Annotated in this window: 19 protein-coding genes and 1 other RNA gene; 10 read left to right on the top strand and 10 right to left on the bottom strand. The window is 65.3% G+C overall.

Annotated features, from left to right (window positions below):
* Positions 1-29 precede the first annotated feature (29 nt).
* The gene (locus AAFG16_RS42980) at positions 30-1,052 is read right to left on the bottom strand and encodes a flagellar motor protein MotA (protein ID WP_342735043.1); all 1,023 of its coding nucleotides are present in this window, start codon (positions 1,050-1,052) and stop codon (positions 30-32) included.
* 257 nt (positions 1,053-1,309) lie between these two features.
* On the opposite strand from AAFG16_RS42980, the gene AAFG16_RS42975 reads away from it, so the two are divergent.
* The 4 genes from AAFG16_RS42975 to AAFG16_RS42960 all read left to right on the top strand — a co-directional run bounded on the left by AAFG16_RS42975 (position 1,310) and on the right by AAFG16_RS42960 (position 8,166).
* Entirely contained in the window at positions 1,310-2,329 is a 1,020-nt protein-coding gene (locus tag AAFG16_RS42975) for a cyclopropane-fatty-acyl-phospholipid synthase family protein (protein ID WP_342735041.1), read from the top strand.
* 230 nt (positions 2,330-2,559) lie between these two features.
* Positions 2,560-3,753, top strand: a complete 1,194-nt coding sequence (locus tag AAFG16_RS42970) for an efflux RND transporter periplasmic adaptor subunit (RefSeq protein WP_342735039.1) — start codon at positions 2,560-2,562, stop codon at positions 3,751-3,753.
* A gap of 6 nt (positions 3,754-3,759) precedes the next feature.
* Positions 3,760-6,921 carry a multidrug efflux RND transporter permease subunit gene (locus AAFG16_RS42965; protein ID WP_342735037.1) on the top strand — a complete coding sequence of 1,054 codons (3,162 nt, stop codon included), beginning with the start codon at positions 3,760-3,762 and terminating at the stop codon, positions 6,919-6,921.
* A 117-nt stretch (positions 6,922-7,038) separates the two neighbouring features.
* Positions 7,039-8,166, top strand: a complete 1,128-nt coding sequence (locus AAFG16_RS42960; RefSeq protein WP_342735035.1) for an AAA family ATPase — start codon at positions 7,039-7,041, stop codon at positions 8,164-8,166.
* Between the two features lie 174 nt (positions 8,167-8,340).
* On the opposite strand, the gene AAFG16_RS42955 is transcribed toward AAFG16_RS42960, so the two are convergent.
* From AAFG16_RS42955 to tkt, 8 genes are all read right to left on the bottom strand, one after another.
* The gene (locus AAFG16_RS42955) at positions 8,341-9,132 is read right to left on the bottom strand and encodes an inositol monophosphatase family protein (protein WP_342735033.1); all 792 of its coding nucleotides are present in this window, start codon (positions 9,130-9,132) and stop codon (positions 8,341-8,343) included.
* A 97-nt stretch (positions 9,133-9,229) separates the two neighbouring features.
* A complete protein-coding gene (locus AAFG16_RS42950) occupies positions 9,230-10,312 on the bottom strand; it encodes a tetratricopeptide repeat protein (RefSeq protein WP_342735031.1) in 1,083 nt (360 codons plus the stop codon).
* Between the two features lie 8 nt (positions 10,313-10,320).
* On the bottom strand, positions 10,321-10,995 hold the full coding sequence (locus AAFG16_RS42945; RefSeq protein ID WP_283082217.1) for a thiamine phosphate synthase: 675 nt from the start codon (positions 10,993-10,995) through the stop codon (positions 10,321-10,323).
* A gap of 3 nt (positions 10,996-10,998) precedes the next feature.
* Complete coding sequence (locus AAFG16_RS42940) at positions 10,999-12,024, bottom strand: class I fructose-bisphosphate aldolase (RefSeq protein ID WP_342735028.1); 1,026 nt, start codon at positions 12,022-12,024, stop codon at positions 10,999-11,001.
* Positions 12,025-12,282: 258 nt separating this feature from the next.
* Complete coding sequence (gene fba, locus AAFG16_RS42935) at positions 12,283-13,350, bottom strand: class II fructose-bisphosphate aldolase (protein ID WP_035998315.1); 1,068 nt, start codon at positions 13,348-13,350, stop codon at positions 12,283-12,285.
* A gap of 53 nt (positions 13,351-13,403) precedes the next feature.
* Positions 13,404-14,600, bottom strand: coding sequence for a phosphoglycerate kinase (locus tag AAFG16_RS42930; protein WP_342735024.1), 1,197 nt, complete (start codon positions 14,598-14,600; stop codon positions 13,404-13,406).
* 141 nt (positions 14,601-14,741) lie between these two features.
* The gene (gene gap / locus AAFG16_RS42925) at positions 14,742-15,749 is read right to left on the bottom strand and encodes a type I glyceraldehyde-3-phosphate dehydrogenase (RefSeq protein WP_342735022.1); all 1,008 of its coding nucleotides are present in this window, start codon (positions 15,747-15,749) and stop codon (positions 14,742-14,744) included.
* Between the two features lie 170 nt (positions 15,750-15,919).
* Entirely contained in the window at positions 15,920-17,905 is a 1,986-nt protein-coding gene (tkt, locus tag AAFG16_RS42920; RefSeq protein WP_342735020.1) for a transketolase, read from the bottom strand.
* 410 nt (positions 17,906-18,315) lie between these two features.
* Between tkt and AAFG16_RS42915 the strand changes: the two genes are divergently transcribed.
* The 5 genes from AAFG16_RS42915 (at position 18,316) to AAFG16_RS42895 (ending at position 20,977) form a co-directional block, all read left to right on the top strand.
* On the top strand, positions 18,316-18,606 hold the full coding sequence (locus AAFG16_RS42915; protein WP_011084341.1) for a DUF4164 domain-containing protein: 291 nt from the start codon (positions 18,316-18,318) through the stop codon (positions 18,604-18,606).
* Positions 18,603-18,986, top strand: a complete 384-nt coding sequence (locus AAFG16_RS42910; RefSeq protein ID WP_060737138.1) for a cell division protein ZapA — start codon at positions 18,603-18,605, stop codon at positions 18,984-18,986. The genes AAFG16_RS42915 and AAFG16_RS42910 overlap by 4 nt, the downstream gene beginning before the upstream one ends.
* 222 nt (positions 18,987-19,208) lie before the next feature.
* Positions 19,209-19,369, top strand: a non-coding RNA gene (ssrS, locus tag AAFG16_RS42905) — 6S RNA.
* A gap of 209 nt (positions 19,370-19,578) precedes the next feature.
* On the top strand, positions 19,579-20,175 hold the full coding sequence (locus AAFG16_RS42900) for a 5-formyltetrahydrofolate cyclo-ligase (RefSeq protein ID WP_342735016.1): 597 nt from the start codon (positions 19,579-19,581) through the stop codon (positions 20,173-20,175).
* Positions 20,153-20,977, top strand: a complete 825-nt coding sequence (locus tag AAFG16_RS42895) for a TIGR00282 family metallophosphoesterase (RefSeq protein ID WP_342735014.1) — start codon at positions 20,153-20,155, stop codon at positions 20,975-20,977. Before AAFG16_RS42900 ends, AAFG16_RS42895 begins: the two co-directional genes overlap by 23 nt.
* 364 nt (positions 20,978-21,341) lie before the next feature.
* On the opposite strand, the gene AAFG16_RS42890 is transcribed toward AAFG16_RS42895, so the two are convergent.
* Positions 21,342-22,409, bottom strand: a complete 1,068-nt coding sequence (locus AAFG16_RS42890) for a GTP-binding protein (RefSeq protein ID WP_342735012.1) — start codon at positions 22,407-22,409, stop codon at positions 21,342-21,344.
* Between the two features lie 119 nt (positions 22,410-22,528).
* Here AAFG16_RS42890 and AAFG16_RS42885 point away from each other — a divergent pair, with 119 nt between their 5' ends.
* The gene (locus AAFG16_RS42885; RefSeq protein ID WP_342735010.1) at positions 22,529-23,626 is read left to right on the top strand and encodes a cyclase family protein; all 1,098 of its coding nucleotides are present in this window, start codon (positions 22,529-22,531) and stop codon (positions 23,624-23,626) included.
* Positions 23,627-23,778 lie beyond the last annotated feature (152 nt).

Below are 23,778 nucleotides of genomic sequence, written 5' to 3'. Positions count from 1 at the left end.
GTCCGGGGCACGAAACCTTCGTTATGTCCTCAACCCTTCTCGGGCTGGCGCGCGAGCCGTTCCAGCAGGCGGCGGATCTCGCGGTTCTGCTCGCCCTGGCCGTCGGCCCATTCGCGGATCATCTGCTGCTCGGTGCGCATATGCGAGACCAGCGCCTGGATCGCCTCGGCAAGGCTTGCCATCGCCGCGGTGGTGCCGCGGCTGCCGCTGCCCTCCTCGAGCACGGAGCGTAAGCGTTCGACGGCCGCCTGAAGCTCGCCGCTGGCCACACCGCCGCCAGCGGCGGCAGCGACGGCGACTTCGCCGCTGCCATATTCGCGCACGGTGGTGGCGAGCCAGTCTTCGAGGTCAGTGTAGAAGCGATTCTGCGCCTGGCTCGATTGCAGATCGAGAAAGCCGAGGATCAGCGAGCCGGCGAGGCCGAACAGGGAGCTCGAGAACGAAATGCCCATGCCGCCGAGCGGAGCGGCGAGGCCCTCTTTCAGCGTGTCGAACAGGGCGCCGGAATCGCCGCCGACCTTGAGCCCGTCGATCACCTTGCCGACCGAGCCGACCGTCTCGATCAGGCCCCAGAAGGTGCCGAGCAGGCCGAGGAAGACCAAGAGCCCGGTCATGTAGCGGGAGATGTCACGGGCTTCATCCAGGCGGGTCGCGATCGAATCGAGCAAATGCCGCATGGTGGTCTGGGTGATGCTCATCCGCCCGGAGCGCTCGCCGCCGAGGATCGCGGCCATCGGCGCCAGCAGCTTGGGGTGGCGGGACGGGGCGAGGCCGGGATCGGCAATGCGGAAATTGTTGACCCAGGAGACCTCAGGATAGAGCCGGATCACCTGGCGGAAGGCCAGGATGATGCCGATGAACAGCACGCCGCCGATCAGGGCATTGAGCCCGGGATTGGCGAAGAAGGCCTGGATGATCTGCCTGTAGAGCACCACGCCCACCAGGGTGCACAGCACCAGGAAGACCAGCATCCGCACCAGGAAGACGCTGGGTGAGGACAGTTTCGTGTACTCGATATCCATGGAGGAGCGGGGCGGGGCGCCAGGCGGCATGGCCGGTATCATCCGTTACGAACGTGATTGCAGTGCGCACTATGGCACAGCGCCAGCCCAAAAAAAGCGCCGGATGAGCCGATTTCGTGGACAGCGCCCGGAACCCAAAGCGGAAACCGTGCTTTGATAACGCGTTGTCTGCAAAAGGTTTGCCCATCCCCAGGCCGCCGATGCCCTGGGGCTGTCTCCGGCCTGTTGCCGGCATCTGCGTTCTTTCCTCCGCTGCCCCCATAAGACCTGGCCAAGGGAGTGGTCGCATGAGCGTCGTCTCCGCCATCATCGGGACTGCCGAACGCGTGCCGCTGCCCGACGTCGTGATCCGCGCCGCGATCCAGCGCCTGTGCTCGCGCACGGCCTCGCGCCTGTCCACGCTGGGTGCAGCCGACGATGCCGCCTTCGCCGGGCGGATGATCCTGCGGCCGATCGCTGGCGAAGCGGATGCCGGACATCGTGAGGTGCCGGCGGCGTTCTTTGCGCAGCTGCTCGGCCCCAACCTCAAATACTCATGCTGCTTCTACAAGACCGATGCGACCACCTTGCAGGAGGCGGAGGAGGAGGCGCTGCGGCAGTCCGTCGAGCACGCCGGCATCGCCGACGGCCAGACCATCCTCGATCTCGGCTGCGGCTGGGGCTCGCTGTCGCTGTGGATGGCGCGGCAGTTTCCGCACGCGACGGTGACCGCGGTGTCGAACTCGCAGGCGCAGCGCGCCCATGTCGCGGAGCAGGCGCGGCTGCGCGGGCTGTCGAACCTGCGCGTGGTCGATGCGGACATGTGCGGGTTCGCGCCCGAAGGCGCGTTCGACCGCATCGTCTCGGTCGAGACGTTCGAGCACGTCATGAACTGGCGCAAGCTGATGACGCGGCTGCGGTCGTGGCTCGCGCCCGAGGGGCGCTTCTTCATGCACATCGCCACCCATCGCGCCGGCTCCGATCTGTTCGACCGGACCGATCGCGAGGACGGGATCGCCCAGCATGTCTTCACCGGCGGGCTGATGCCGAGCCATCACCTCGTCAGGCAGTTCGACGACATCTTCGCGCTCGAGAAGGAATGGTGCTGGAGCGGCACGCATTATCAGCGCACCGCCAACGACTGGCTCGGCAATTTCGATGCGCATCGCGACGCGATCGAAGCGTCCTTGCGCAAAATCCATGGCGAGGACACAGGCCTCTGGATGCGGCGCTGGCGCTGGTTCCTGCTCGCGACCTCAGGGGCGTTCGGCTATGCCGACGGAACCGAATGGGGCGTCAGCCAGTACCGGATGAAGGCCGCGGAGTGATTGCGATGTTCCGTCGCAGCACGCCGTGATGGAACCGGACTCACAATCCGGTGAATCCAAAAAAGTCCCCAGAAGTCAGCGTGATAGGCCGTGTGACATTGAGCCGCCCGCTGGATGCGTTGCGTCGCAGCAGCTCCATTCTATTTTGACGGCATCAGCCGCGCGGAATTGCCCAGAACGGGCCGGCGCGGCGTGTGACCAGTTTCAACAACATCGGGGCACTTACCTTCATGTCAGGACTTCGCGCGCGATCGGCATGCGTTGCAATGATGCTCGCGGCCTTTGCGCCGCTGCTCGCCGGCTGCGATGAATCGAGCTCGGCCGTCTCCGCCGCTCCGCCGGCCGACCCTGACGTCAGCATCGTCGTCGTCAAGCAGCAAGCCCGTGCCGTGGTGCGCGAGCTGCCGGGCCGCATCGCGCCGACGCGCATGTCCGACGTGCGGCCGCGCGTCTCCGGCATCGTGGTCGAGCGCCTGTTCCGCCAGGGCAGCGAGGTGAAGGCCGGCGATCCGCTCTACCGCATCGATCCGCGCCCGTTCGAGGTCGAGGTGATGGCCAACGAGGCCGGGCTCGCCAAGGCCGAGGCTGCGCTGATGCAGGCCAAGCAGCAGGCGCACCGTATCGCCACGCTGACCAGCCAGCGCGCCGCGCCCGAAGCCGAGAACGAGAAGGCGGTGGCCGCCGAGCGTCAGGCCCAGGCCGAGGTCGAAGGCCGCAAGGCCGAGCTCGCGCGCGCAAAACTCAATCTCGACTATGCCACCGTGCGCGCGCCGATCGACGGCGTCGTCGGTGCGGCCCTCGTCAGCGAGGGCGCGCTCGCGGTGCAGAACGAGACCAATCTTGCCACCATCCAGCAGCTCGACCCGATCTATGCCGACTTCACCCAGTCGGTGACCGAGCTCAACCAGCTCCGCCGCGCCTTCGAGAGCGGCGACCTCGAGCGGATCGCCGCCGATGCCGCCAAGGTGCGCCTCGTGCTCGACGACAACACGCTTTATTCGCTCGACGGCAAGCTGCTGTTCTCCGACGCCAAGGTCGACGCCCATACCGGGCAGGTGACCTTGCGCGGCGAGTTCCGCAATCCGAAGCGCGAGCTGCTGCCGGGCATGTATGTCCGCGTTCGCATCGACCAGGGCCTCGACTCCGATGCCATCGCGGTGCCGCAGCAGGCGATCCAGCGCAATGGCGGCGGCGGCAGCGAGGTGTTCGTGGTCAAGGACGACAACCGCATCGCGGTGCAGCCGGTGCGCACCGGCTCGGTGCAGGACGGCTTCTGGTTCGTCACCGAGGGCCTGAAGGCCGGCGACAAGGTCGTGGTCGAGGGCTTCCAGAAGTTTGCGGCCGGCGACAAGGTCAAGCCGCAATCCTGGTCGGAAGCGGACGCGACCGCGGACAACCGGCACGCCGAGAAAGTCACGCGGTAATCCGCCATGGCGAGTTTCTTCATCGACAGGCCGATCTTTGCCTGGGTGGTCGCGCTGTTCATCTGCTTGATCGGTGCGATCGCGGTGCCGCTGCTGCCGATCGCGCAATATCCGATCATCGCGCCGCCCTCGATCTCGATCTCGACCAGCTATCCCGGCGCTTCGCCCGAAAACCTCTACAACAGCGTCACGCGCCTGATCGAGGAGGAGCTCAACGGCGCCTCCGGCATCCTCAATTTCGAATCGACCAGCGACTCGCTCGGCCAGGTCGAGATCATCGCCAATTTCCAACCGGGCACCGATACCAGCGCGGCTTCGGTCGAGGTGCAGAACCGCATCAAGCGCGTCGAGGCGCGCCTGCCGCGCGCAGTGATCCAGCAGGGCATCCTGATCGAGGAAGCCTCCAGCGCGGTACTGCAGATCATCACGCTGAACTCGACCGACGGCAGCCTGGATGAGGTCGGCCTCGGCGACTTCATGATCCGCAACGTGCTCGGCGAGATCCGCCGCATCCCCGGCGTCGGCCGCGCCACGCTCTATTCGACCGAGCGCTCGCTTCGCGTCTGGGTCGATCCGGCAAAGCTCGTCGGCTATGGCCTGACCGCGGACGACATCAACAAGGCGATCGCCGCGCAGAACGCGCAGGTCGCTTCGGGCAGCATCGGCGCCGAGCCGTCGACCGCGACCCAGCGCACCTCCGCGCTGGTGCTGGTCAAGGGCCAGCTCTCCTCGCCGGATGAATTCGGCGCCATCATCCTGCGCGCCAATCCCGACGGCTCGACCGTGCGCCTGCGCGACGTCGCGCGCATCGAGGTCGGCGGCCTCAGCTATCAGTTCAACACGCGCCTCAACGGCAAGCCGACCGCCGGTCTCTCCGTGCTGATGTCGCCGACCGGCAATGCGCTGGCGACCGCGAGCGCGGTCGAGGAGAAGATGAAGGAGCTGTCGCGCTTCTTCCCGGCCAACATCACTTACGAGATCCCCTACAACATCACGCCCGTGGTCGAGGCCTCGATCAAGAAGGTGCTGTCGACGCTGGTCGAAGCCGTGGTGCTGGTGTTCGTGGTGATGTTCCTGTTCCTCCAGAACATCCGCTACACCATCATTCCGACCATCGTGGTTCCGGTGGCGCTTCTGGGCGCCTGTACCACGCTGCTGCTCGCCGGCTACTCCATCAACATGCTCTCGATGTTCGGCATGGTGCTCGCGGTCGGCATCCTCGTCGACGACGCCATCGTCGTGGTCGAGAATGTCGAACGCATCATGAGCGAGGAGGGGCTGTCGCCGAAGGAGGCGACGCGCAAGGCGATGTCGCAGATATCGGGCGCCATCATCGGCATCACCCTGGTGCTGATGGCGGTGTTCGTGCCGATGGCGTTCTTCCCGGGCTCGGTCGGCATCATCTACCGCCAGTTCTCGGTGACCATGGTCGCCGCGATCGGCTTCTCCGCCTTCCTCGCGCTGTCGCTGACCCCGGCGCTGTGCGCGACCTTGCTCAAGCCCGTCACGGCCGGTCATGGCCACGCGAAGCGGGGCGTGTTCGGCTGGTTCAACCGCATGCTCGAAGGCGGCAAGGAGCGCTATTCCCGCACCGTCGGCTTCTCGCTCAAGCGCACCGGCCGCCTGATGATGGTCTATGCCGCGCTGCTGGTGGGTCTCTCCTGGGCCTTCGTCAGCCTGCCCGGCGGCTTCCTGCCCATCGACGACCAGGGTTTTGTCACCACCGACGTTCAGACGCCGTCGGATTCGTCCTATCCGCGGACAGAGGCCGTGATCGAGAAGGTCGAGAAATATCTCGCCGAGCGGCCGGGCGTGAAGGATGTCACCTTCCTCACCGGCTTCAGCTTCTCCGGCCAGGGCATGAACACCGCGCAGGCCTTCATCACGCTGAAGGATTGGTCCGAGCGCGGGCCGAAGGATTCCGCTGCGGCGATCGTCAACGACATCAACCGCGACCTGGGGTCGTCGATCCGCGACGCCAAGATCTCTGCGCTGCAGCCGCCGCCGATCGACAATCTCGGCAACTCCTCGGGCTTCTCGTTCCGCCTCCAGGACCGCGGCCAGAAGGGCTATTCCGCCCTGATGCGTGCCGCCGACCAGCTGATCGCGGACGCCAATGCGAGCCCGGTGCTGCAGAAGGTCTATATCGAGGGCCTGCCCGAGGCGGGCGTCGTCAATCTCGTGATCGACCGCGAGAAGGCCGGCGCCTTCGGCGTCACCTTCGAGGACATCAACAACACGATCTCGACCAATCTCGGCTCGAACTACATCAACGACTTCCCGAACCGCGGCCGCATGCAGCGCGTCGTGGTGCAGGCAGATAGCCGTGATCGCATGCGGACCGAGGACATCCTCAACTACAACGTCAAGAACAGCCGCGGCCAGCTGGTGCCGTTCTCCTCCTTCGCCACGGTCGAATGGGCGCGTGGTCCGACGCAGATCGCCGGCTTCAACTACTATCCCGCGGTGCGCATCTCGGGCGAAGCGAGGCCCGGCTTCACCTCGGGCGATGCCATCGCCGAGATGGAGAAGCTTGCGGGCAGGCTGCCGCGCGGCTTCGGCTACGAATGGACCGGCCAGTCGCTGCAGGAAAAGCTGTCGGGCTCGCAGGCGCCGTTCCTGCTCGGCCTCTCGGTTCTCGTGGTCTTCCTGTGTCTGGCCGCGCTCTACGAGAGCTGGACCATCCCGCTCGCGGTGCTGCTCACCGTGCCGCTCGGCATCGTCGGCGCGGTCATCGCCGCGATGCTGCGCGGCCTGCCCAACGACGTCTATTTCACCGTCGGCCTCATCACCATCATCGGCCTTGCCGCCAAGGACGCGATCCTGATCATCGAGTTCGCCAAGGATCTGCGAAAGGAAGGCAAGCCGCTGGTGGACGCCACCATCGAAGCCTGCCGCCTGCGCTTCCGCCCGATCCTGATGACCGGCCTTGCCTTCATCTGCGGCGTGCTGCCGATGGCGATCGCCCACGGCGCCGGCGGGGCCAGCCAGCAGGCGCTCGGCAGCGTCGTGATGGGCGGCATGATCGCGGTCGTGATCCTGGCGCTCTTGATGGTGCCGGTGTTCTTCGTCTCGGTGCAGCGCGTGCTGGCGGGGGATCGGGAGCCGAAGGCCGCGAAGGAAGGCGAGCCGTATGGGCCGCCGGCGCCGGCGAGGGCCGGCCACTGAACGCCGGATCGGCCGGCTTGCTTTCTCGGGGGCGTCAATCCAGACTGCATCTCTGGATTGAAATGTATTCGCACCGCGGCGCGAATGCGCGGCCAACCTGCCGATTGCGAGCATGTAATGCGTCTGACCGACGTTGCGATCTCCAACTATCGCTCCATTCGGCGGCTCTCCATACCAATCCACCCCCTGTCCGTGTTTGTGGGTGAGAATGGCGTCGGCAAATCCAATCTCTACAAGTCCTTGTCGCTGTTGCGCGACGCGGCGGCAGGTCGAATCACGCGCACGATCGCCGAGGAAGGCGGATTGAGTTCGGTCTGCTGGTCCGGTCTTCGCAAGAAAGGCGAAGATGGGCGACTACGTTTGTCGGCCAAATTCGATAGATTCAGATATTCCATCGAGATCGGATTTCCTGGCCCGCTCGAGGCGGCGTTTTCCGGCGAGCCGATGATCAAGTCCGAAAGTATCGAGGCGACGCAGGGCAAACGAACGGTTCAATTGATGGAGCGAAAAAACTCGCTCGTCAGCGTGCGCGGCGAGAGCGGCGCATGGAGCAGCCACAAGGATGCGGTGCTGCCGTCCGAGACGGCGCTTGCGGGCTTTTCCGATGGCAAGGAATGCCCCGAAATCGATTTGGTCAGAAACGCAATGCTGGGCTGGCGCTTCTATCACGACTTTCGCACCGATCCGGCCTCGCCGCTACGAAAGCCGTGTCTCGCGATCACGACGCCCTCGCTCAGTGCCGATGGGAGTGATTTGGCCGCGGCCCTGGCGACGCTTTACACCATTCGGGAAGACGCCACCGAGCTGCAGGACGTAATCGAAGATGCATTCCCGGGCGCCGAGCTCCGCGCATGGGAAGAGAACGGCTTATGTGAATTTGATTTGCAACTGACGGATATGCTGCGGCCGTTCAGGGCTCATGAACTTTCCGATGGGACGCTGAAATATATTTGTCTGCTCGCGGTGTTCATGGGCTATCGGCTTCCGCCGTTCATCGCGCTGAACGAACCCGAGACCAGCCTGCATCCGTCGCTGCTCGCCCCATTGGCCCGGCTGATCGTCAAGGCATCGGGCCGCGCCGACATCTGGATCGTCACGCATTCGGAACAGTTGATGGAGGCATTGCGAAGCGAGAGCTCGGTCCCGCTTCGCCGGGTCATCAAGCCGAAAGGCGCCACGACGATCGAGGGCCTGACCCTCGGCGGTGAATATCGCGACGAGGAATCCGACGAAGACGACGCTTAGTCGTTGCAGGTCGAGCTGCTGTGGACAAGCCGTAAGGCAAAACTGTCATGCCCCGCGAAGGCGGGGCATCCAGTACGCCGCGGCGCCTGTGATTGAACCGAGACGCCGCGGAATACTGGATCACCCGCCTTCGCGGGTGATGACGGCGGAATGTGGAGAGCGCGAGCTTTCGCCTTACGCTGGCTTCCGCAAAATCTTCACCAGCTCGCCGTGCACGAACTCGTTGCCGCACACCACATGGCCGGTCAGCAGGGGATCGTCATTGCCCTGGACGCCCGACACCGTTCCACCGGCTTCGCGCACCATCAGCATGCCGGCGGCGATGTCCCAGGATTGCAGATTGCGCTCCCAATAGCCGTCGAGGCGGCCGGCTGCGACGAAGGCGAGGTCGAGGGAGGCGGCGCCGAAGCGGCGCAGGCCCGCGACGCGGTCCTGGATCGCGGTCATCTCGCGGCGGAATTCCTCGTGGTCGCCGCGGCCAATATGGGGCAGGCCGCAGGCGACCACGCACTCGTTGAGCTGGCGGCGGCCGGCCACCCGCAGGCGCTGGTCGTTGAGGAAGGCGCCCTTGCCGCGCTCGGCGATGTAGAGCTCGTCATTGGCGGGATTGTAGATCACGCCGGCAATGACCATGCCCTCGCGCGCGAGGCCGATCGAGATCGCGAATTGCGGAATGCCGTGCAGGAAGTTGGTGGTGCCGTCGAGCGGATCGACGATCCAGGTGTGGCTCTTGTCGGTGCCCTCGCGGGTGCCGCCTTCCTCGCCGATGAAGCCGTAGCCGGGCCGCGCCTTGGCGAGGTCCTGGTAGATGATCTCCTCGGCGCGCTTGTCGGCGAGCGAGACGAAATTGGCCGGTCCCTTCAGCGAGACCTGGAGATGCTCGATCTCGCCGAGATCGCGCTTGAGGCTCCGGCCGGCGCGGCGCGCGGCCTTGACCATGACGTTGATAGTTGCGGAATAAAGCATGAGCTCTGGGTCTTGTCGGGGGAAAGGGCGGGAAAGCACGCCTGTTTGAGGGATTGGGTGCCCTGCGGGGGCCCTCAGGTCAAGTCATTGCGTCAGGTCATTTGGTCCCGAGCCATTTCTTGGCGGCGGCCTCCGCCTTGGCCCGGTCCTCGGCCGGCAGGTCGGAGAGCTGCTTGTCGAGCTCCGGATCGCCCTTGCCGCTGGTCTTGGCCACCAGATGCCATTTGAAGCCCTCGACCTTGTCCACGGCCGCGCCCATGCCGTTGATCAGCACCCAGGCGAGGCGATTTTGCGCGATCGCGCTGCCCTGGCGGGAGGCCTTGCGAAGCAACGCGACGGCGGCCGGATGGTTCTTCGGCGTGCCGGTGCCGTTGAACATGGCGATGGCATATTCGACCTCGGCATCGACATTGTCGGCGAGCGAGGCGGCCTGGAGCAGTCGCACCGCGCGCTCGGGGTCCTTCGGGACCCCGGTGCCTTCCTTGTAGAAGGTCGCGAGCGCGTATTGCGCCTCGGGCAGGCCGGCGTCCGCAGCCTGGCGCAGCAGCTCGGCGGAGCGCTTGACGTCCTGCGGCAGGGTCTGACCGTCGAGATAGAGCAGCGCGAGATTATAGGCCGCCTTGGGCTCGCCGAGCTTGGCGGCTGACGCCATCAGCTTGACTGCCTCGCCCTTGTCCACCGCGCCGCCGCGGCCGGCCATGCGCAGCATCGCCAGCGCGAACATCGCCTCGCGGTCGCCCGCATCCGCAGCGCGCTTGTACCATTCGACCGCCTTGGCGTAGTCGCGGCGGATGCCCATGGCGTTGGAATAGAGCTCGCCGAGCATGGTCATCGCCTTGGGATCGCCGGTCGCGGCGCGCGCGCTGGCGAGATCGAATGCGGTCTTGTACTGGCCGCGCTGATAGGCGCCGAACACCAGATCGACGCCCGGCGTGTCGGTGGGCGGCGCCGGGATCACGGTTGCGGGCAGTTGAGGCTTTGGGGAAGCGGCCGGCTTGGGCGAAGCCGACGGTTTCGGCGCCGGCGCGGCCTCTTTCTTCTTGGCAGCGGGAGGCGGCTTGGGCTTCTGTTTCTCGGCGGGCGGGCTCGGGACTGTCGCCGGTGGCGTGATCTGGAGCTGTGCGGCCGCGGGCACTGTCAACAGCAGCGTGGCCAGGATGGTGATGCACGGGAGCTTCATGTCGGGCGCTAGCCGTGCTCCTGACCCGCAGGCGCGGTGGCATGGGCCTTCTTGATCGCGGCGTCGGCCTCGATCAGCGCAGCCTTCGGTCCGCGCGGATCGGCCCAGATGAACTCGCCGACCAGCACGAAATCGGCGCCGCTGGCGGCGAAGTCGTAGGCTTCTTCCAGCGACGTCGCAAAGCCGACGCAGGGCGGCTCGAACAGCTCGGCCCACCAGTCGAGCCGCTCGGCGATCGCCTGCGACGACGGTCGCTGTCCCTTCGCGTCGGGCTCGCCGAACAGCACATAGTCGGCGCCCATCTCGCCCGCATCCATGGAATGGTGCCGCGTCGTCAGCCCGCCGACGCCGGCGATGCGATCGGGCTTGAGCGATGGCAGCGCCTCTTTCAGCGCGGCGATGCCGGGCAGGTGCGCGCCGTCGGCGCCGCCGCGCGCGACCAGCTCGGCATGGCCGTCGACCAGCAGCGCGGCGCCCGCCTTCTGCACCGGCGGCGCCAGCGCCTTGACGCGCGAGATCATGGTGCGCTGGTCGGTCTCCTTCAGTCGCAGCAGCACGGCGGCGACATCGGCGGAGGCGAGCAGGCCCGGCAATTCGGCCACGAGCGTCGCGGGATCATCGACAACGGGCGTCGCGAGATAGAGACGCGGCGCCGGGCGCGGCGGAGGCGGTTTGTTCGACAAGATCTAGGCCGCTTTCTTTTCCAGGCTGCTTTGCCATTCGCCCTTGGAGGCGAGACCGTTCATGCGGGCGCGATGGCTGAACGCGCTCTGTCCAGCCGCGACATTCTCGGCCTTGCCCGACCAGGCCTTCTGCGGCGCGGCCTGCAGCGCGCGGCCATAGGAGAAGGTCAGGCCCCAGGGCAGCGGACCGAGCTTGTGCATGGCGTTGAGATGCGCGGTCGCCTCTTCGTCGGACTGGCCGCCGGAGAGGAAGGCGATGCCCGGCACCGCGGCGGGGACGCAGGCCTTGAGCAGCCGGATCGTCTTTTCCGCAACTTCCTCGACGGAGGCCTGCTTTGCGCATTTCTTGCCCGAGATCGCCATGTTCGGCTTCAGCACCATGCCCTCGAGCGCAACGCGCTGCACGCGCAGCTCCTGGAAGGTCTTGTTGAGCACACGGCTCGTCACCTCATAGCAGCGGTCGATGTCGTGATCGCCGTCCATCAGCACCTCAGGCTCGACGATCGGCACGATCTGCGCGGCCTGGCATAGCGCGGCATAGCGCGCCAGCGCATGGGCGTTGACGCGGATCGCGGTCATCGAGGGAATGCCGCTGCCAATGTCGATCACCGCGCGCCATTTGGCAAAGCGCGCGCCGCGCTCGTAATATTTCTTCAAGCGCTCGGCGAGCTTGTCGAGCCCGACGGTGACAAGCTCGCCCGGGCACATCGGCAGGGCCTGCGTGCCCTCGTCGACCTTGATGCCGGGAATGGCGCCGCTCTGTTCGATCAGCTTGACTAGGGGCGTGCCGTCCTTCGCATCCTGCCAGATCGTCTCGTCATAGAGGATCACGCCGGAGATGTACTGGCTCATGGCGTCCTTGGAGCGGAATAGCATCTCGCGATAGTCGCGGCGGTTGGTCTCCGTCGATTCCACGCCGATCGCGTCAAAACGCTTCTTGATGGTGCCGGAGGATTCGTCGGCGGCAAGGATGCCCTTGCCGGGGGCGACCATGGCGGTCGCGATCCTGTTGAGCTCAGTCAGATTCATCGAGAGGTCCTCCCAAAACGATTCTGCCCTTGCCCGTGAAAATAGACCGTTCTCGGGCAATTGCCGAGTTAACGTTGGTCGCAGGGTAAAGGGGGAGGGAGCGTCGTGCCAAAAGAAGACTGTCATTCCGGGATGCGCCGAAAGGCGCAGGCCCGGAATCCATAACCTCAGGGCGTGGTTATGGATTCCGGGCTCGCCGCTTTGCGGCGCCCCGGAATGACGGAGAGAGTGCGCCGCGGATCACGCCACCGCGATCGCTTACGCGACGCGGGGGTCAAGCTCGCCCTTGGCGTAGCGCTTGGCCATCTCGGCGGTGGTGAGGACCTTCTTGATCTTGGAGGCCTGGCCCGCCGTGTTGAACTCCTGGAGCCGCTGCTTGCACAGCTTGGTCATGGCTTCCATTGCCGGCTTCAGATATTTGCGCGGGTCGAACTCTTCCGGATTGTCCTTGAGGACCTTGCGGATCTGGCCGGTCATCGCCATGCGGTTGTCGGTGTCGATGTTGATCTTGCGCACGCCGTTCTTGATGCCGCGCTGGATCTCGGCAACAGGCACGCCCCAAGTCGGCTTCATCTTGCCGCCATAGGCGTTGATGATGTCCTGCAGGTCCTGCGGCACCGAGGAGGAGCCGTGCATGACCAGATGCGTGTTCGGCAGCTTGCGGTGGATCTCCTCGATCACGTTCATGGCGAGGATGTCGCCGTCAGGCTTGCGGGTGAACTTGTAGGCGCCATGCGAGGTGCCCATCGCGATCGCGAGCGCGTCGACCTTGGTCTCCTGCACGAACTTCACGGCCTCGTCCGGGTTGGTCAGGAGCTGGTCGTGGCTGAGCTTGCCCTCGGCGCCGTGGCCGTCTTCCTTGTCGCCCATGCCGGTCTCCAGCGAGCCGAGCACCCCGAGCTCGCCCTCGACCGAGATGCCGCCGAGATGGGCCATGTCGGTCACCGTCTTGGTGACGCCGACATTGTAGCCCCAGTCGCCGGGGGTCTTGCCGTCGGCCTTGAGCGAGCCGTCCATCATCACCGAGGTGAAGCCGGCCTGGATCGCGGTCATGCAGGTCGCGGGCTCGTTGCCGTGGTCGAGATGCACGCAGACCGGGATGTGCGGATAAATTTCGGTCACCGCGTCCATCATGTGCTTGAGCATGACGTCGTTGGCGTAGGAACGCGCACCGCGCGAGGCCTGGATGATGACGGGCGCGTCGACCTGGTTGGCGGCGTCCATGATCGCCAGCGCCTGCTCCATGTTGTTGATGTTGAAGGCCGGTACGCCGTAATCGTTCTCAGCCGCATGGTCGAGCAATTGACGCAACGTGATCCGAGCCATCTGTCTTTCTCTCCGTTTGGGCCTACAGGGCCGCTTCTTGCTTGCCGTTCTAATTACTTGGTGCGCAGAACTTCGACGCCGGGCAGGGGCTTGCCTTCCATCCATTCAAGGAACGCGCCACCGGCGGTCGAGACATAGGTGAAATCACCGGCCACGTGGGCCTGGTTGAGCGCGGCAACGGTGTCGCCGCCGCCCGCGATCGAGATCAGCTTCTTGGCCTTGGTACGCTCGGCCGCGTGCTTGGCGGCCGCGACCGTGCCGCGGTCGAAGGGCTGCATCTCGAAGGCCCCGAGCGGGCCGTTCCAGACCAGCGTCGCCGCGTCGTCGATCGCGGCGTGGACGCGGGCGACCGATTGCGGGCCGACGTCGAGGATCATGCCGTCGGCCGGGATCGCATCGAGGCCGTAGGCATGCGAGGGCGCATTGGCCGCGAAATGATAGGCAACGGTGGCGTCGACGGGCAGGATGATGGCGCAATTGGCGGCTTCCGCCTTCTCCATGATGCGCAGCGCGGTCGGCGCGAGATCTTTCTCGGCCAGCGACTTGCCGACGGCGACGCCCTGGGCGTGCAGGAAGGTGTTGGCCATGCCGCCGCCGATCACCAGCGCGTCCACCTTGGTCACGAGATTTTCCAGCAGGTCGATCTTGGTCGAAACCTTGGCGCCGCCGATGATGGCGATGACCGGCTTGGTCGGCGAGCCCAGCGCCTTCTCCAGCGCATCGAGCTCGGCCTGCATGGTGCGGCCGGCATAGGCCGGCAGCTTGTGGCCGAGGCCTTCGGTCGAGGCATGGGCGCGGTGCGCGGCCGAGAATGCGTCACTGACCCAGATGTCGCCGAGCTTTGCCAATTCCGCGACGAAGGCGGGATCATTCTTTTCCTCTTCCTTGTGGAAGCGGGTGTTTTCCAGGCAGAGGATGTCGCCGTCCGTCAGGGCGGCCACGGCCGTGGCCGCGGGCTCGCCGATGCAGTCGTCGGCGAAGGCGACGGGCCTCTTCACGACCTTCGACAGCGCTTCCGCGACGGGCTTGAGCGACTCCTTGGGATCGCGTCCCTTGGGCCGGCCGAAATGCGCCAGCAGGATGACCTTAGCCCCCTTGTCCGAGAGTTCGGTGATGGTTGGCGCGACGCGCTCGAGCCGGGTCGCGTCGGTGACGCGGCCGTTGTCCATGGGCACGTTGAGATCGACGCGCAGCAGCACGCGCTTGCCCTTCACATCGACGTCGTCGAGGGTGCGGAATTTGTTCGCCATCGGACACTCTCTCTTGTCCCGGGCGCTGCGCAGCGCGAAGCGGTGCGCTGCAGAACCGGGACCTACGCGGGGAGATGGGTCCCGGCTCTGCGGAGCAGCGCAAGCGCGCTGCACCGCGTCCGGGACACGAGACCTACGTTCTTAGATCACCTTCGCCATCGCGACGGCGGTGTCCGCCATGCGGTTGGAGAAGCCCCACTCGTTGTCGTACCAGGACATCACGCGCACCAGCGTGCCGTTCTGCACCTTGGTCTGGTCTTCGTGGAAGGTCGAGGAGTGCGGGTCGTGATTGAAGTCGATCGAGACGTTCGGCGCATTGGTGTAGCCGAGGATGCCCTTGAGCTGCTGCTCGCTGGCGCGCTTCATCGCCGCGTTGATTTCCTTGGCGTCGGTGGCGCGCTTCGCGACGATCTTGAGATCGACCACCGAGACGTTCGGCGTCGGCACGCGGATCGCGACGCCGTCGAGCTTGCCCTTCAGCTCCGGCAGCACGAGGCCAATCGCCTTGGCAGCGCCGGTCGAGGTCGGGATCATCGACATCGCAGCCGCACGGCCGCGGTAGAGATCCTTGTGCAGCGTGTCCAGCGTCGGCTGGTCGCCGGTATAGGCGTGGATCGTGGTCATGAAGCCGGTCTCGATGCCGACGAGGTCGTTCAGCACCTTGGCGACCGGTGCGAGGCAGTTGGTGGTGCAGCTGCCGTTGGAGACGACCAGGTGATCCTTGGTCAGCGTGTCGTGGTTGACGCCGTAGACGATGGTGGCGTCGGCGCCGTCGGCAGGGGCGGAGACCAGCACGCGCTTGGCGCCGGCGGTCAGATGCGCGGAGGCCTTGTCCTTCGCGGTGAAGATGCCGGTGCACTCCAGCGCGATGTCGACGCCGAGATCCTTCCAGGGCAGCTTCGAGGGATCGCGCTCGGCGGTCACCTTGATCTTGCCGCCTCCAAGGTTGATCGAGTCACCGTCGACGGTGACGGTGCCGGGGAAGCGGCCATGGACGCTGTCGAAGCGAAGAAGATGGGCGTTGGTCTCGACCGGACCGAGATCGTTGATGCCGACGACCTCGATGTCCTTGCGGCCGGACTCGGCGATAGCCCGCAACACGTTGCGGCCGATGCGGCCAAAACCGTTAATTCCGACGCGGACTGCCATGTTTCGTCTCCTTCAATGACCGTTCAGTGACGGCTGTTCAATAACCCCATCGTCCCGCACAACGCGCTTGGCGCGCTTGCGAGGGTTTTTTAGACGGACGCCCGGTTCGGCCGGGCGGTGCTTGATCATATGAGGAGTTACGTAGTCCTTTTTTTTGGCAAGCTCAACTCTCAGGAAACGCGCTTCAGCACAGCGTTAACCGCAGCCTCGGCGGTAATGCCGAAATGCTTGAAAAGGTCCTTCGCCGGGCCGCTTTCGCCGAAGGAATGCATGCCGACGAATTCACCATCCTGGCCGATCACGGCATCCCAGCCCCAGCGCACGGCAGCCTCGATCGCGACCTTCACCGGCGCGTTGCCGATGATCTCGGCGCGCTTGCCCTCTGGTTGCGCTAACAACAGCTCGAGCGAGGGCACCGAGACCACCCGTGACGCGATGCCGCGCTCGGCGAGCTGCTTCTGGGCGGCGACCGCGATCTCGACCTCGGAGCCGGAGGCGAACAGCGTCGCCTTGGCCTCGCCTTGCGCGGCGACCAGCTCGTAGGCGCCGGCCGCGCAAGGGCTGTCGTTCGGCGCGGTGGTGCGGAGCTGCGGCAGGTTCTGCCGCGTCAAGGCCAGCACGGTCGGGCCGTCGATGCGGTTCAGCGCGAGCTCCCAGCACTCGGCGACCTCGATGGCATCGCAGGGGCGGAACACGCGCATGTTCGGGATGGCGCGAAGCGCGGCGAGATGCTCGACCGGCTGGTGGGTCGGACCGTCCTCGCCGAGGCCGATGGAGTCATGCGTCATCACGTAGACGACGCCGGCGCCCATCAGCGCGGCAAGGCGCATCGCCGGCCGCGCATAATCGGTGAACACCAGGAACGTCGCGCCGTTCGGTGCGAAGCCGCCATGCAGGAAGATGCCGTTCATCGCCGCGCACATGCCGTGCTCGCGGATGCCGTAATGGATGAAACGGCCCTTCGGCGTCTTGGCGGAGAAGGCGGTTGCCGACTTCGCCTTGTTGTTGTTGGAGCCGGTGAGATCGGCCGAGCCGGCGAGGAATTCCATCGGCATCGCGCCGGCAATCACTTCGATCACGGCTTCCGAGGATTTGCGGGTGGCCGCATTCATCGGCTTTTCCAAGAGCTCCTTCTTGTAGGCGCGCACCGCCTTGGCGAGCGAGGCCGGCCGCTCATGGCGCAGGCGGCGCTCAAACTCGGCGCGCTTGCGGCTGCCGAGCTCGCCGAGCCGCGCCTCCCATTCCTGCCGGGCGGATGCGCCGCGGCTGCCGGCCGCGCGCCAGGCCTTCAGCACGTCCTCGGGCACCGAGAACGGCTCGAGCGAGATGCCGAGATTTTCCTTGGCGGCCTTGAGCTCGTCGGCGCCGAGCGCCTCGCCGTGCGCCTTCGACGTGCCCGCCTTGTGCGGCGCGCCGAAGCCGATCGTGGTGCGGCAGGCGATCAGCGTCGGCTTGTTCGACTTTTTCGCGCGCGTGATGGCATCGGTGATCGCGGCCTGATCCTGGCCGTCGATCTTCTCGGCGGCCCAGCCTGCCGACTTGAAGCGCTTCACCTGGTCGACGGAATCGGCGATCGAGGTCGGGCCGTCGATCGAGATGCCGTTGTCGTCGTAGAGCACGATCAGCTTGTTCAGCTTCCAGTGCCCGGCCATCGCGATCGCTTCCTGCGACACGCCCTCCATCAGGTCGCCGTCGGAGGCGAGCACATAGGTGTGATGGTCGACGATCTTCTTGCCGAACTCGGCGGCGAGCATCTTCTCGGCGAGCGCCATGCCGACTGCGGTCGAGATGCCCTGGCCGAGCGGGCCGGTCGTGGTCTCGATGCCATTGGTGCGGAAATTCTCCGGGTGTCCCGGGGTCAGCGAATCGACCTGGCGGAACTGCTTGATCTGGTCCAGCGTCATTTCGGAATTGCCGGTGAGATACAGCAGCGAATAGAGCAGCATCGAGCCGTGGCCGGCCGACAGCACGAAGCGGTCGCGATCGGGCCAGGACGGCACGGCCGCATCGTATTTCAGGAACTGCGTGAACAGCACCGTGGCGATGTCGGCGGCGCCCATGGGCAGGCCGGGATGGCCCGACTTCGCCTTCTCGACAGCGTCCATCGAAAGGCCGCGGATCGCGTTGGCCATACGGGTGTGGTCGACCTGCGTCATGTCTGAAATCCGTCTGGAATGAGGCGCTTGGCGGTGGACGCCCGCGCGGGAAGGGGGCCTCTCGGCCGCGTAAGGTCGGGCTGGGATAGCACCTCGGTTCCGGAAGTCCAAGGCAATCAAACGCCGGTTTGGCCGCAAAAGTTGCGTGATGCGGGCTCTGGAAAAGTGGCGGCCCTGTGTTGCTTGCGACAAACGCGGGGTGTTCGCGCGGGGATCATGCCCTCAAGGATCGGTGCATAGTTTCGCGCCGGCGTTGCGCTTGGCTAGCTTGCCACGTAAATTTCTGCTTCTAAGCGCTTGCCGAACCGAGTCTTTTGCCGGACGGCAAGCTCCAGGGAAAGGCCACTGGGTAAAGGCCGGTAGGTTCCGCCGCTGACTGCATGAACGATCGCGTTTCCAACAGCTCTGCCATGACCGAGTCCTCGGCCGTCGAGATCGAGATCGCGACGCGCAGGCTGATGGCGGCGCTCGACGCGCTCGAAAGCGCGGTGGAGCGGCGGCGCGATGCCGATCGCGACGAGAACGAGCTGGCCGCGCGGATCCAGGCTCTCGGCGCCGATCGCTCGCGGCTTGCCGACGAGCTCGACGGAGCCTTGGTGAAGGCGCGCAAGCTCGAGCGCACCAATCGCGAGATCTCCGACCGGCTGGATTCCGCAATCGTCACGATACGTTCGGTGCTCGATACCGGAGAGGATGGATGAGCCACATCAACGTCACCATCAACGGCCGGCAGTACCGCATGGCCTGCGAGGAGGGCCAGGAGGTGCGGCTGCTTAAGCTCGCCGAAACCCTGGAGACACGGATCCAGTCGCTGCGCGGAAAATTCGGCGAGATCGGCGATGCACGGCTGACCGTGATGGCCGCGCTGACCGTCTGCGACGAGCTGGTCGACACCAGCAACCGTGTCCGAACCCTCGAGCAGGAGTTGACCGAACTTCGGGATTTCCGCAACGCCGCCGTCGAGCGCGCGAGGATGACGCAGACCGCCGTGGTGAACGCGCTGAATGCCGCGGCCGAGCGAATCGAGAAGTCGACCCAGGTGCTGAACCGGACCGTCGGCAATGGGATTGCGATCGGGTAGGGCTGCGGAAGGCCCAGTCCCCATTTCTGCCACGCCCGCGGTGCGCTCCCTCGCTCGCCTGCGGGGGAGGGTTGGGGAGAGGGTGTCTCGACAACGAAGAACCCCCAAGAGGAGCGAGCCCTCACCCGGCGCTTCGCGCCGACCTCTCCCGCAAGCGGGAGAGGTGGGGACCAGCCGCGGCCCGGGCTGGCGATTCGTCAACATCGTTGTTACATTGCCCGAGCGAAGCTGCGACGCGCGTCAGGAGCCATATATCCCCGGGGCCTTATCGATCCTTTAGGGAACTGTCCCTGGCCGGGCCCGTGGGCTCGGACATATGGTGCCCACCTACTTTCGTAGGGAACTCCGGGATCGAGTGCTTCAACGGCGTCCGCGGCTTCGCACTGTTTCCTTCTGGTTCGTGCCTGTCGAATTTGCGTCCCCGACACGCTTGCGGTTCAATTCAGTCTTGGTGTCATGCCCCTGGCTCGACCGGGCATCCAGTACGCCGCGGCGTCGAGGTTCTTGCACTGACGTCTCTGGAATACTGGATCACCCGCCCCAGTGCGCAAGGGCGCACAAGGCGGGTGATGACCTTGGGGGACCGAAGCACATGTCCAACTCCAAAGCCGAACTCCGCGCCAAAGCCCTCGCCAAGCGCGACGCGCTCAGCGAGAAGAAGCGCGCGACCGCCGCTGCAAAGCTCGCCAAGCGCGGGCTGCCGTTCGACCTCTTGCCCGGCAGCATCGTCTCGGGCTATTCGCCGATCCGCAGCGAGATCGATCCGATGCCGCTCTTGAAGAAGCTGGCGGAGGAGGGCGCAAGGCTGGCGCTGCCCTGCGTCACCACGCGCGGCAAGGCGCTGATCTTCCGCATCTTCCATCCGAACGACCGCCTGATGCTCGGCCCGCTCGGCATTCCCGAGCCGTCGCCGGCAGCCGCCGAAGTGATTCCCGACATCATGCTGACGCCGCTTGCGGCGTTCGACCGCCTCGGCCATCGCATCGGCTACGGCGCGGGGCATTACGATTTCACCTTCGCGCATTTGCGCAAGGCCAAGCACATTGTCGGCATCGGGCTTGCTTTTGCAGCGCAGGAGATCGAGGCGGTTCCGGCACTATCCCACGACGTGGCGCTGCATTATGTGCTAACGGAATCGGACGTGTTCGATTTCCGGAGTTCTGAAGTTGCGCATTCTCTTCGTGGGTGATGTCGTCGGCCGTAGCGGGCGCGAGGCCGTCGCCAAATATTTGCCCGGCATGGTCAAGGACTGGTCGCTCGATTTCGTCGTCGTCAACGGCGAGAATTCCGCGGGCGGCTTCGGCATCACGGAAGCGATCTACCGGGAGCTCGTCGAGGCCGGCGCCGATGCGGTGACGCTCGGCAACCATTCCTGGGACCAGCGCGAGGCGCTGGTGTTCATCGAGCGCGCCGACCGCCTTGTCCGTCCCGCAAACTATCCGCGCGGAACGCCCGGCCGCGGCGCCGCTCTGGTCGAGACCAAGAACGGCAAGCATGCGCTCGTCGTCAACGCGCTTGGCCGGGTCTTCATGACCCCGTTCGACGATCCGTTCGCCGCGCTCGAGCGCGAGCTCGGCGCCTGTCCGCTCGGCGTTGCCGCGGATGCCATCGTCGTCGATTTCCATTGCGAAGCGACCAGCGAGAAGCAGGCCATCGGCTTCTTCTGCGATGGACGCGCCAGCCTCGTCGTCGGCACGCACACGCATGTGCCGACCGCCGATCATCAGATCCTCACCGGCGGCACCGCTTACATGACCGACGCCGGCATGACCGGCGACTACGATTCCATCATCGGCATGCAGAAGGAAGAACCGCTGCGCCGGTTCACATCGGGGATTCCGTCGGGCCGTTTCGAGCCGGCCGCGGGCGTCGCGACCCTCAGCGGCGTTGCGGTGGAGACCGACGATGCCACGGGCCTCGCGCTCAAGATCGCGCCGGTGCGCGTTGGTGGAAGGCTGGAGCCGGCCACGCCGAAGTTCTGGCTGAGCTGAAGAACGAAGCTACACGATCGGAAATCGTAGGGTGGGCAAAGGCGCACTTGCGCCGTGCCCACCATCTTTCTCCATGTTCGCAAGTGCGTGGGCACGCTTCCGCCTTCGCTCTTCGAGATACGGCGGACAAGTCGCTTTGCCCACCCTACGACGCTGAATTTTGAGCGGCATCGACGGTGCACCCTCTCCCCTTGTGGGAGAGGGTGGCTCGCCGCATAGCGGCGAGACGGGTGAGGGGTTTCTCTCCGCGAGTGAATCTCTCGCATCTGAACGCGCGGAGAAAGACCCCTCATCCGGCGCTTCGCGCCACCTTCTCCCACAAGGGGAGAAGGGATAGCGCTAGCGCTCGTTTCAACCGGCCGCCTCACGCCGCCGCGCGAACTGCCTGCCAAAGCTCCAGCACGTCCGCGCGCGAGATGCCGCGCGTGATGAAGACGATGCGTGAGCGGCGATCGCGGTCGGGCCAGGCGGCGAGCGCCACCGGCGGGTGGAAGACGTGATGCACGCCGTGGATCACGACCGGCGCAGCCTCGCCGTGAAGGTTGAGAATCCCCTTCACTCGCAAGAGATCCGCGCCACGCGCGTTGCGCAAATGCGCGAGCCAGTGGGTCACGGCCATCCAGTCGAGCGGCTCGTCGAATGCCAGCATGAAACTGGTGATGGACGCGTCGTGATCGTGATGATCATGGTCATGATGCGCGTGACGGTCATGATGCGAATGGCCGGCATGCGCATGCGGCTCGGCGAAGGCGTGCTCATTCAGCCAGCGCGCAACGTCGATCCTTTTCTTCTCGGGATCGATCAGGCCCGCACCAAATAGATGGGCCGGATCGATCTCGCCATGATCAACGGTTTCGATCCTCGCGCCGGGATTGAGCTGACGTAGACGCAGCTCCAGCGAGCCGACGTCGTCGACCAGATCGCGCTTGGTGATCAACAGCCGGTCCGCCAGCGCGACCTGCTTCACCGCCTCATACTGACGGTCGAGCTGATGCGATGCATTGACCGCGTCGACCGTGGTCACGATCGTGTCGAGCCGGAGGAAGTGCGAGACGAGCGGGTTGTTGAGCAGCAGCTGCACGATCGGCGCGGGATCGGCGAGCCCGGTGGTCTCGACCAGGATGCGGCGAAACGGCGGAATCTCGCCCCGGTCGCGCTTGACCAGGAGGTCCCGCAGCGTCTGTTCCAGGTCGCTGCGGATGGTGCAGCAGATGCAGCCGCTTGCGAGCACGGCAACCTCGCCATCGACGCGCTCGACCAGGAGGTGATCGAGGCTGACCTCGCCATACTCGTTGATGATGACGGCGCTGTCCTTCATGTCGTCGCGGCGCAGCAGGCGATTGAGCAGCGTGGTCTTGCCGCTGCCGAGAAAGCCGGTGATCAGCGACACCGGTAGCCGCTGAGCGGATTTGTCGCTTTCGAACAGGCTCATGGGACACTCGCGCCATCAGTCTTATTTTTGTCGCTGGACAACAGCGTAGCGGAGGAGGAGGGTAGCCGGAAACAATTTGAGAGTCAGATTTTGTTCTGACCACAACCTGGGAGGGTGCAATGTCTAATGAGATCAACAACGTAGATCAAGACGAGAGCGGCTCCACGACCGATCGGCGGACCCTGCTCCGCACCGCGGGCATCGCCGGCGTCGCGGGTGCCGCTCTCGCCGGCTCGATGCACGGCAAGTTCTCGCTTGCACCGATCAGCGAAGCCCAGGCGCAGACCGCGACCTCCATGCCCAAGGGCACCGACAAGCCGTGGTGGCCGTCGAAATGGGGCAAGGACGACGAGTCCGGCGCATCAAATCACATCACGCCCGAAAAGGTCCTGGATGCCGCGAAATGGATCAAGGACGGCAAGATCTACAAGATCGGTCGCGTCTACGAAGGCGGCATGCCGCTGTTCGGTCCGCGCGCGTTCACGCTGCGCATTCCCGGCAGCCCGACCGGCGGCCCGTTCGGCGACAACAAGATGGTCTATCACGACGAATTCCTGACCACCGAGATCGGCCAGACCGGTACGCAATTCGATGGCCTCGGCCATATCGGAATCCAATTGGGCAAGGACGGCGACAAGAACGAGATGCGGTTCTACAATGGTTTCACCGCAACCGAGATCAGCGACGCCTACGGTTTGAAGAAGCTCGGTGTCGAGAAGCTCAAGCCGCTGTTCACCCGCGCGCATCTGGTCGACATGGTCGCGCTGAAGGGCGGGATGATGGATGTCGGCCAGGAAATCACCGCGGCCGACATCAAGGCCGCGCTGGCGAAGCAGAACATTCCCGAGAGCGACATCAAGCCGGGCGATGCGATCATGTTCCACACCGGCTGGGGCTCGCTGTGGATGAAGAACAACGACCGTTTCAACAGCGGCGAGCCGGGCATCGGCATGGATGCGGCCAGATGGGTGATCGAGAAGGATCTCGCGCTCACCGGCGCCGACACCTGGGCGGTGGAGGTGGTGCCCAATCCCGACAAGTCGCTCGCTTTCGTGGTCCACTCCGAGCTGCAGACCAAGCACGGCATCCACAACCACGAGAACCTCATCTTCGACGATCTGATCGCCGACAAGAAGTACCAGTTCGTCTATTGCTTCGCGCCGGCCCCGATCAAGGGCGCCACGGGCAGCAACGGCTGCCCGATTGCGCTTACGTGAGGCGGTTAGAGTCGGCTTCCTAATCGTTCTCGGGCGGCATTGACGGTGCACCCTCTCCCCTTGTGGGAGAGGGTGGATCGCCGCATAGCGGCGAGCCGGGTGAGGGGTTGCCTCCGCGAGTCGTCTGGCGCTTGAGAGCGAGGAGAGACATC

Origin of the sequence: Bradyrhizobium sp. B117 (assembly GCF_038969555.1) — a bacterium.
In the GTDB taxonomy this organism is placed as follows: Bacteria; Pseudomonadota; Alphaproteobacteria; order Rhizobiales; family Xanthobacteraceae; genus Bradyrhizobium.
Note: the sequence above shows the minus strand (reverse complement) of the source record. Positions and strands in the feature narration are given on the sequence as shown.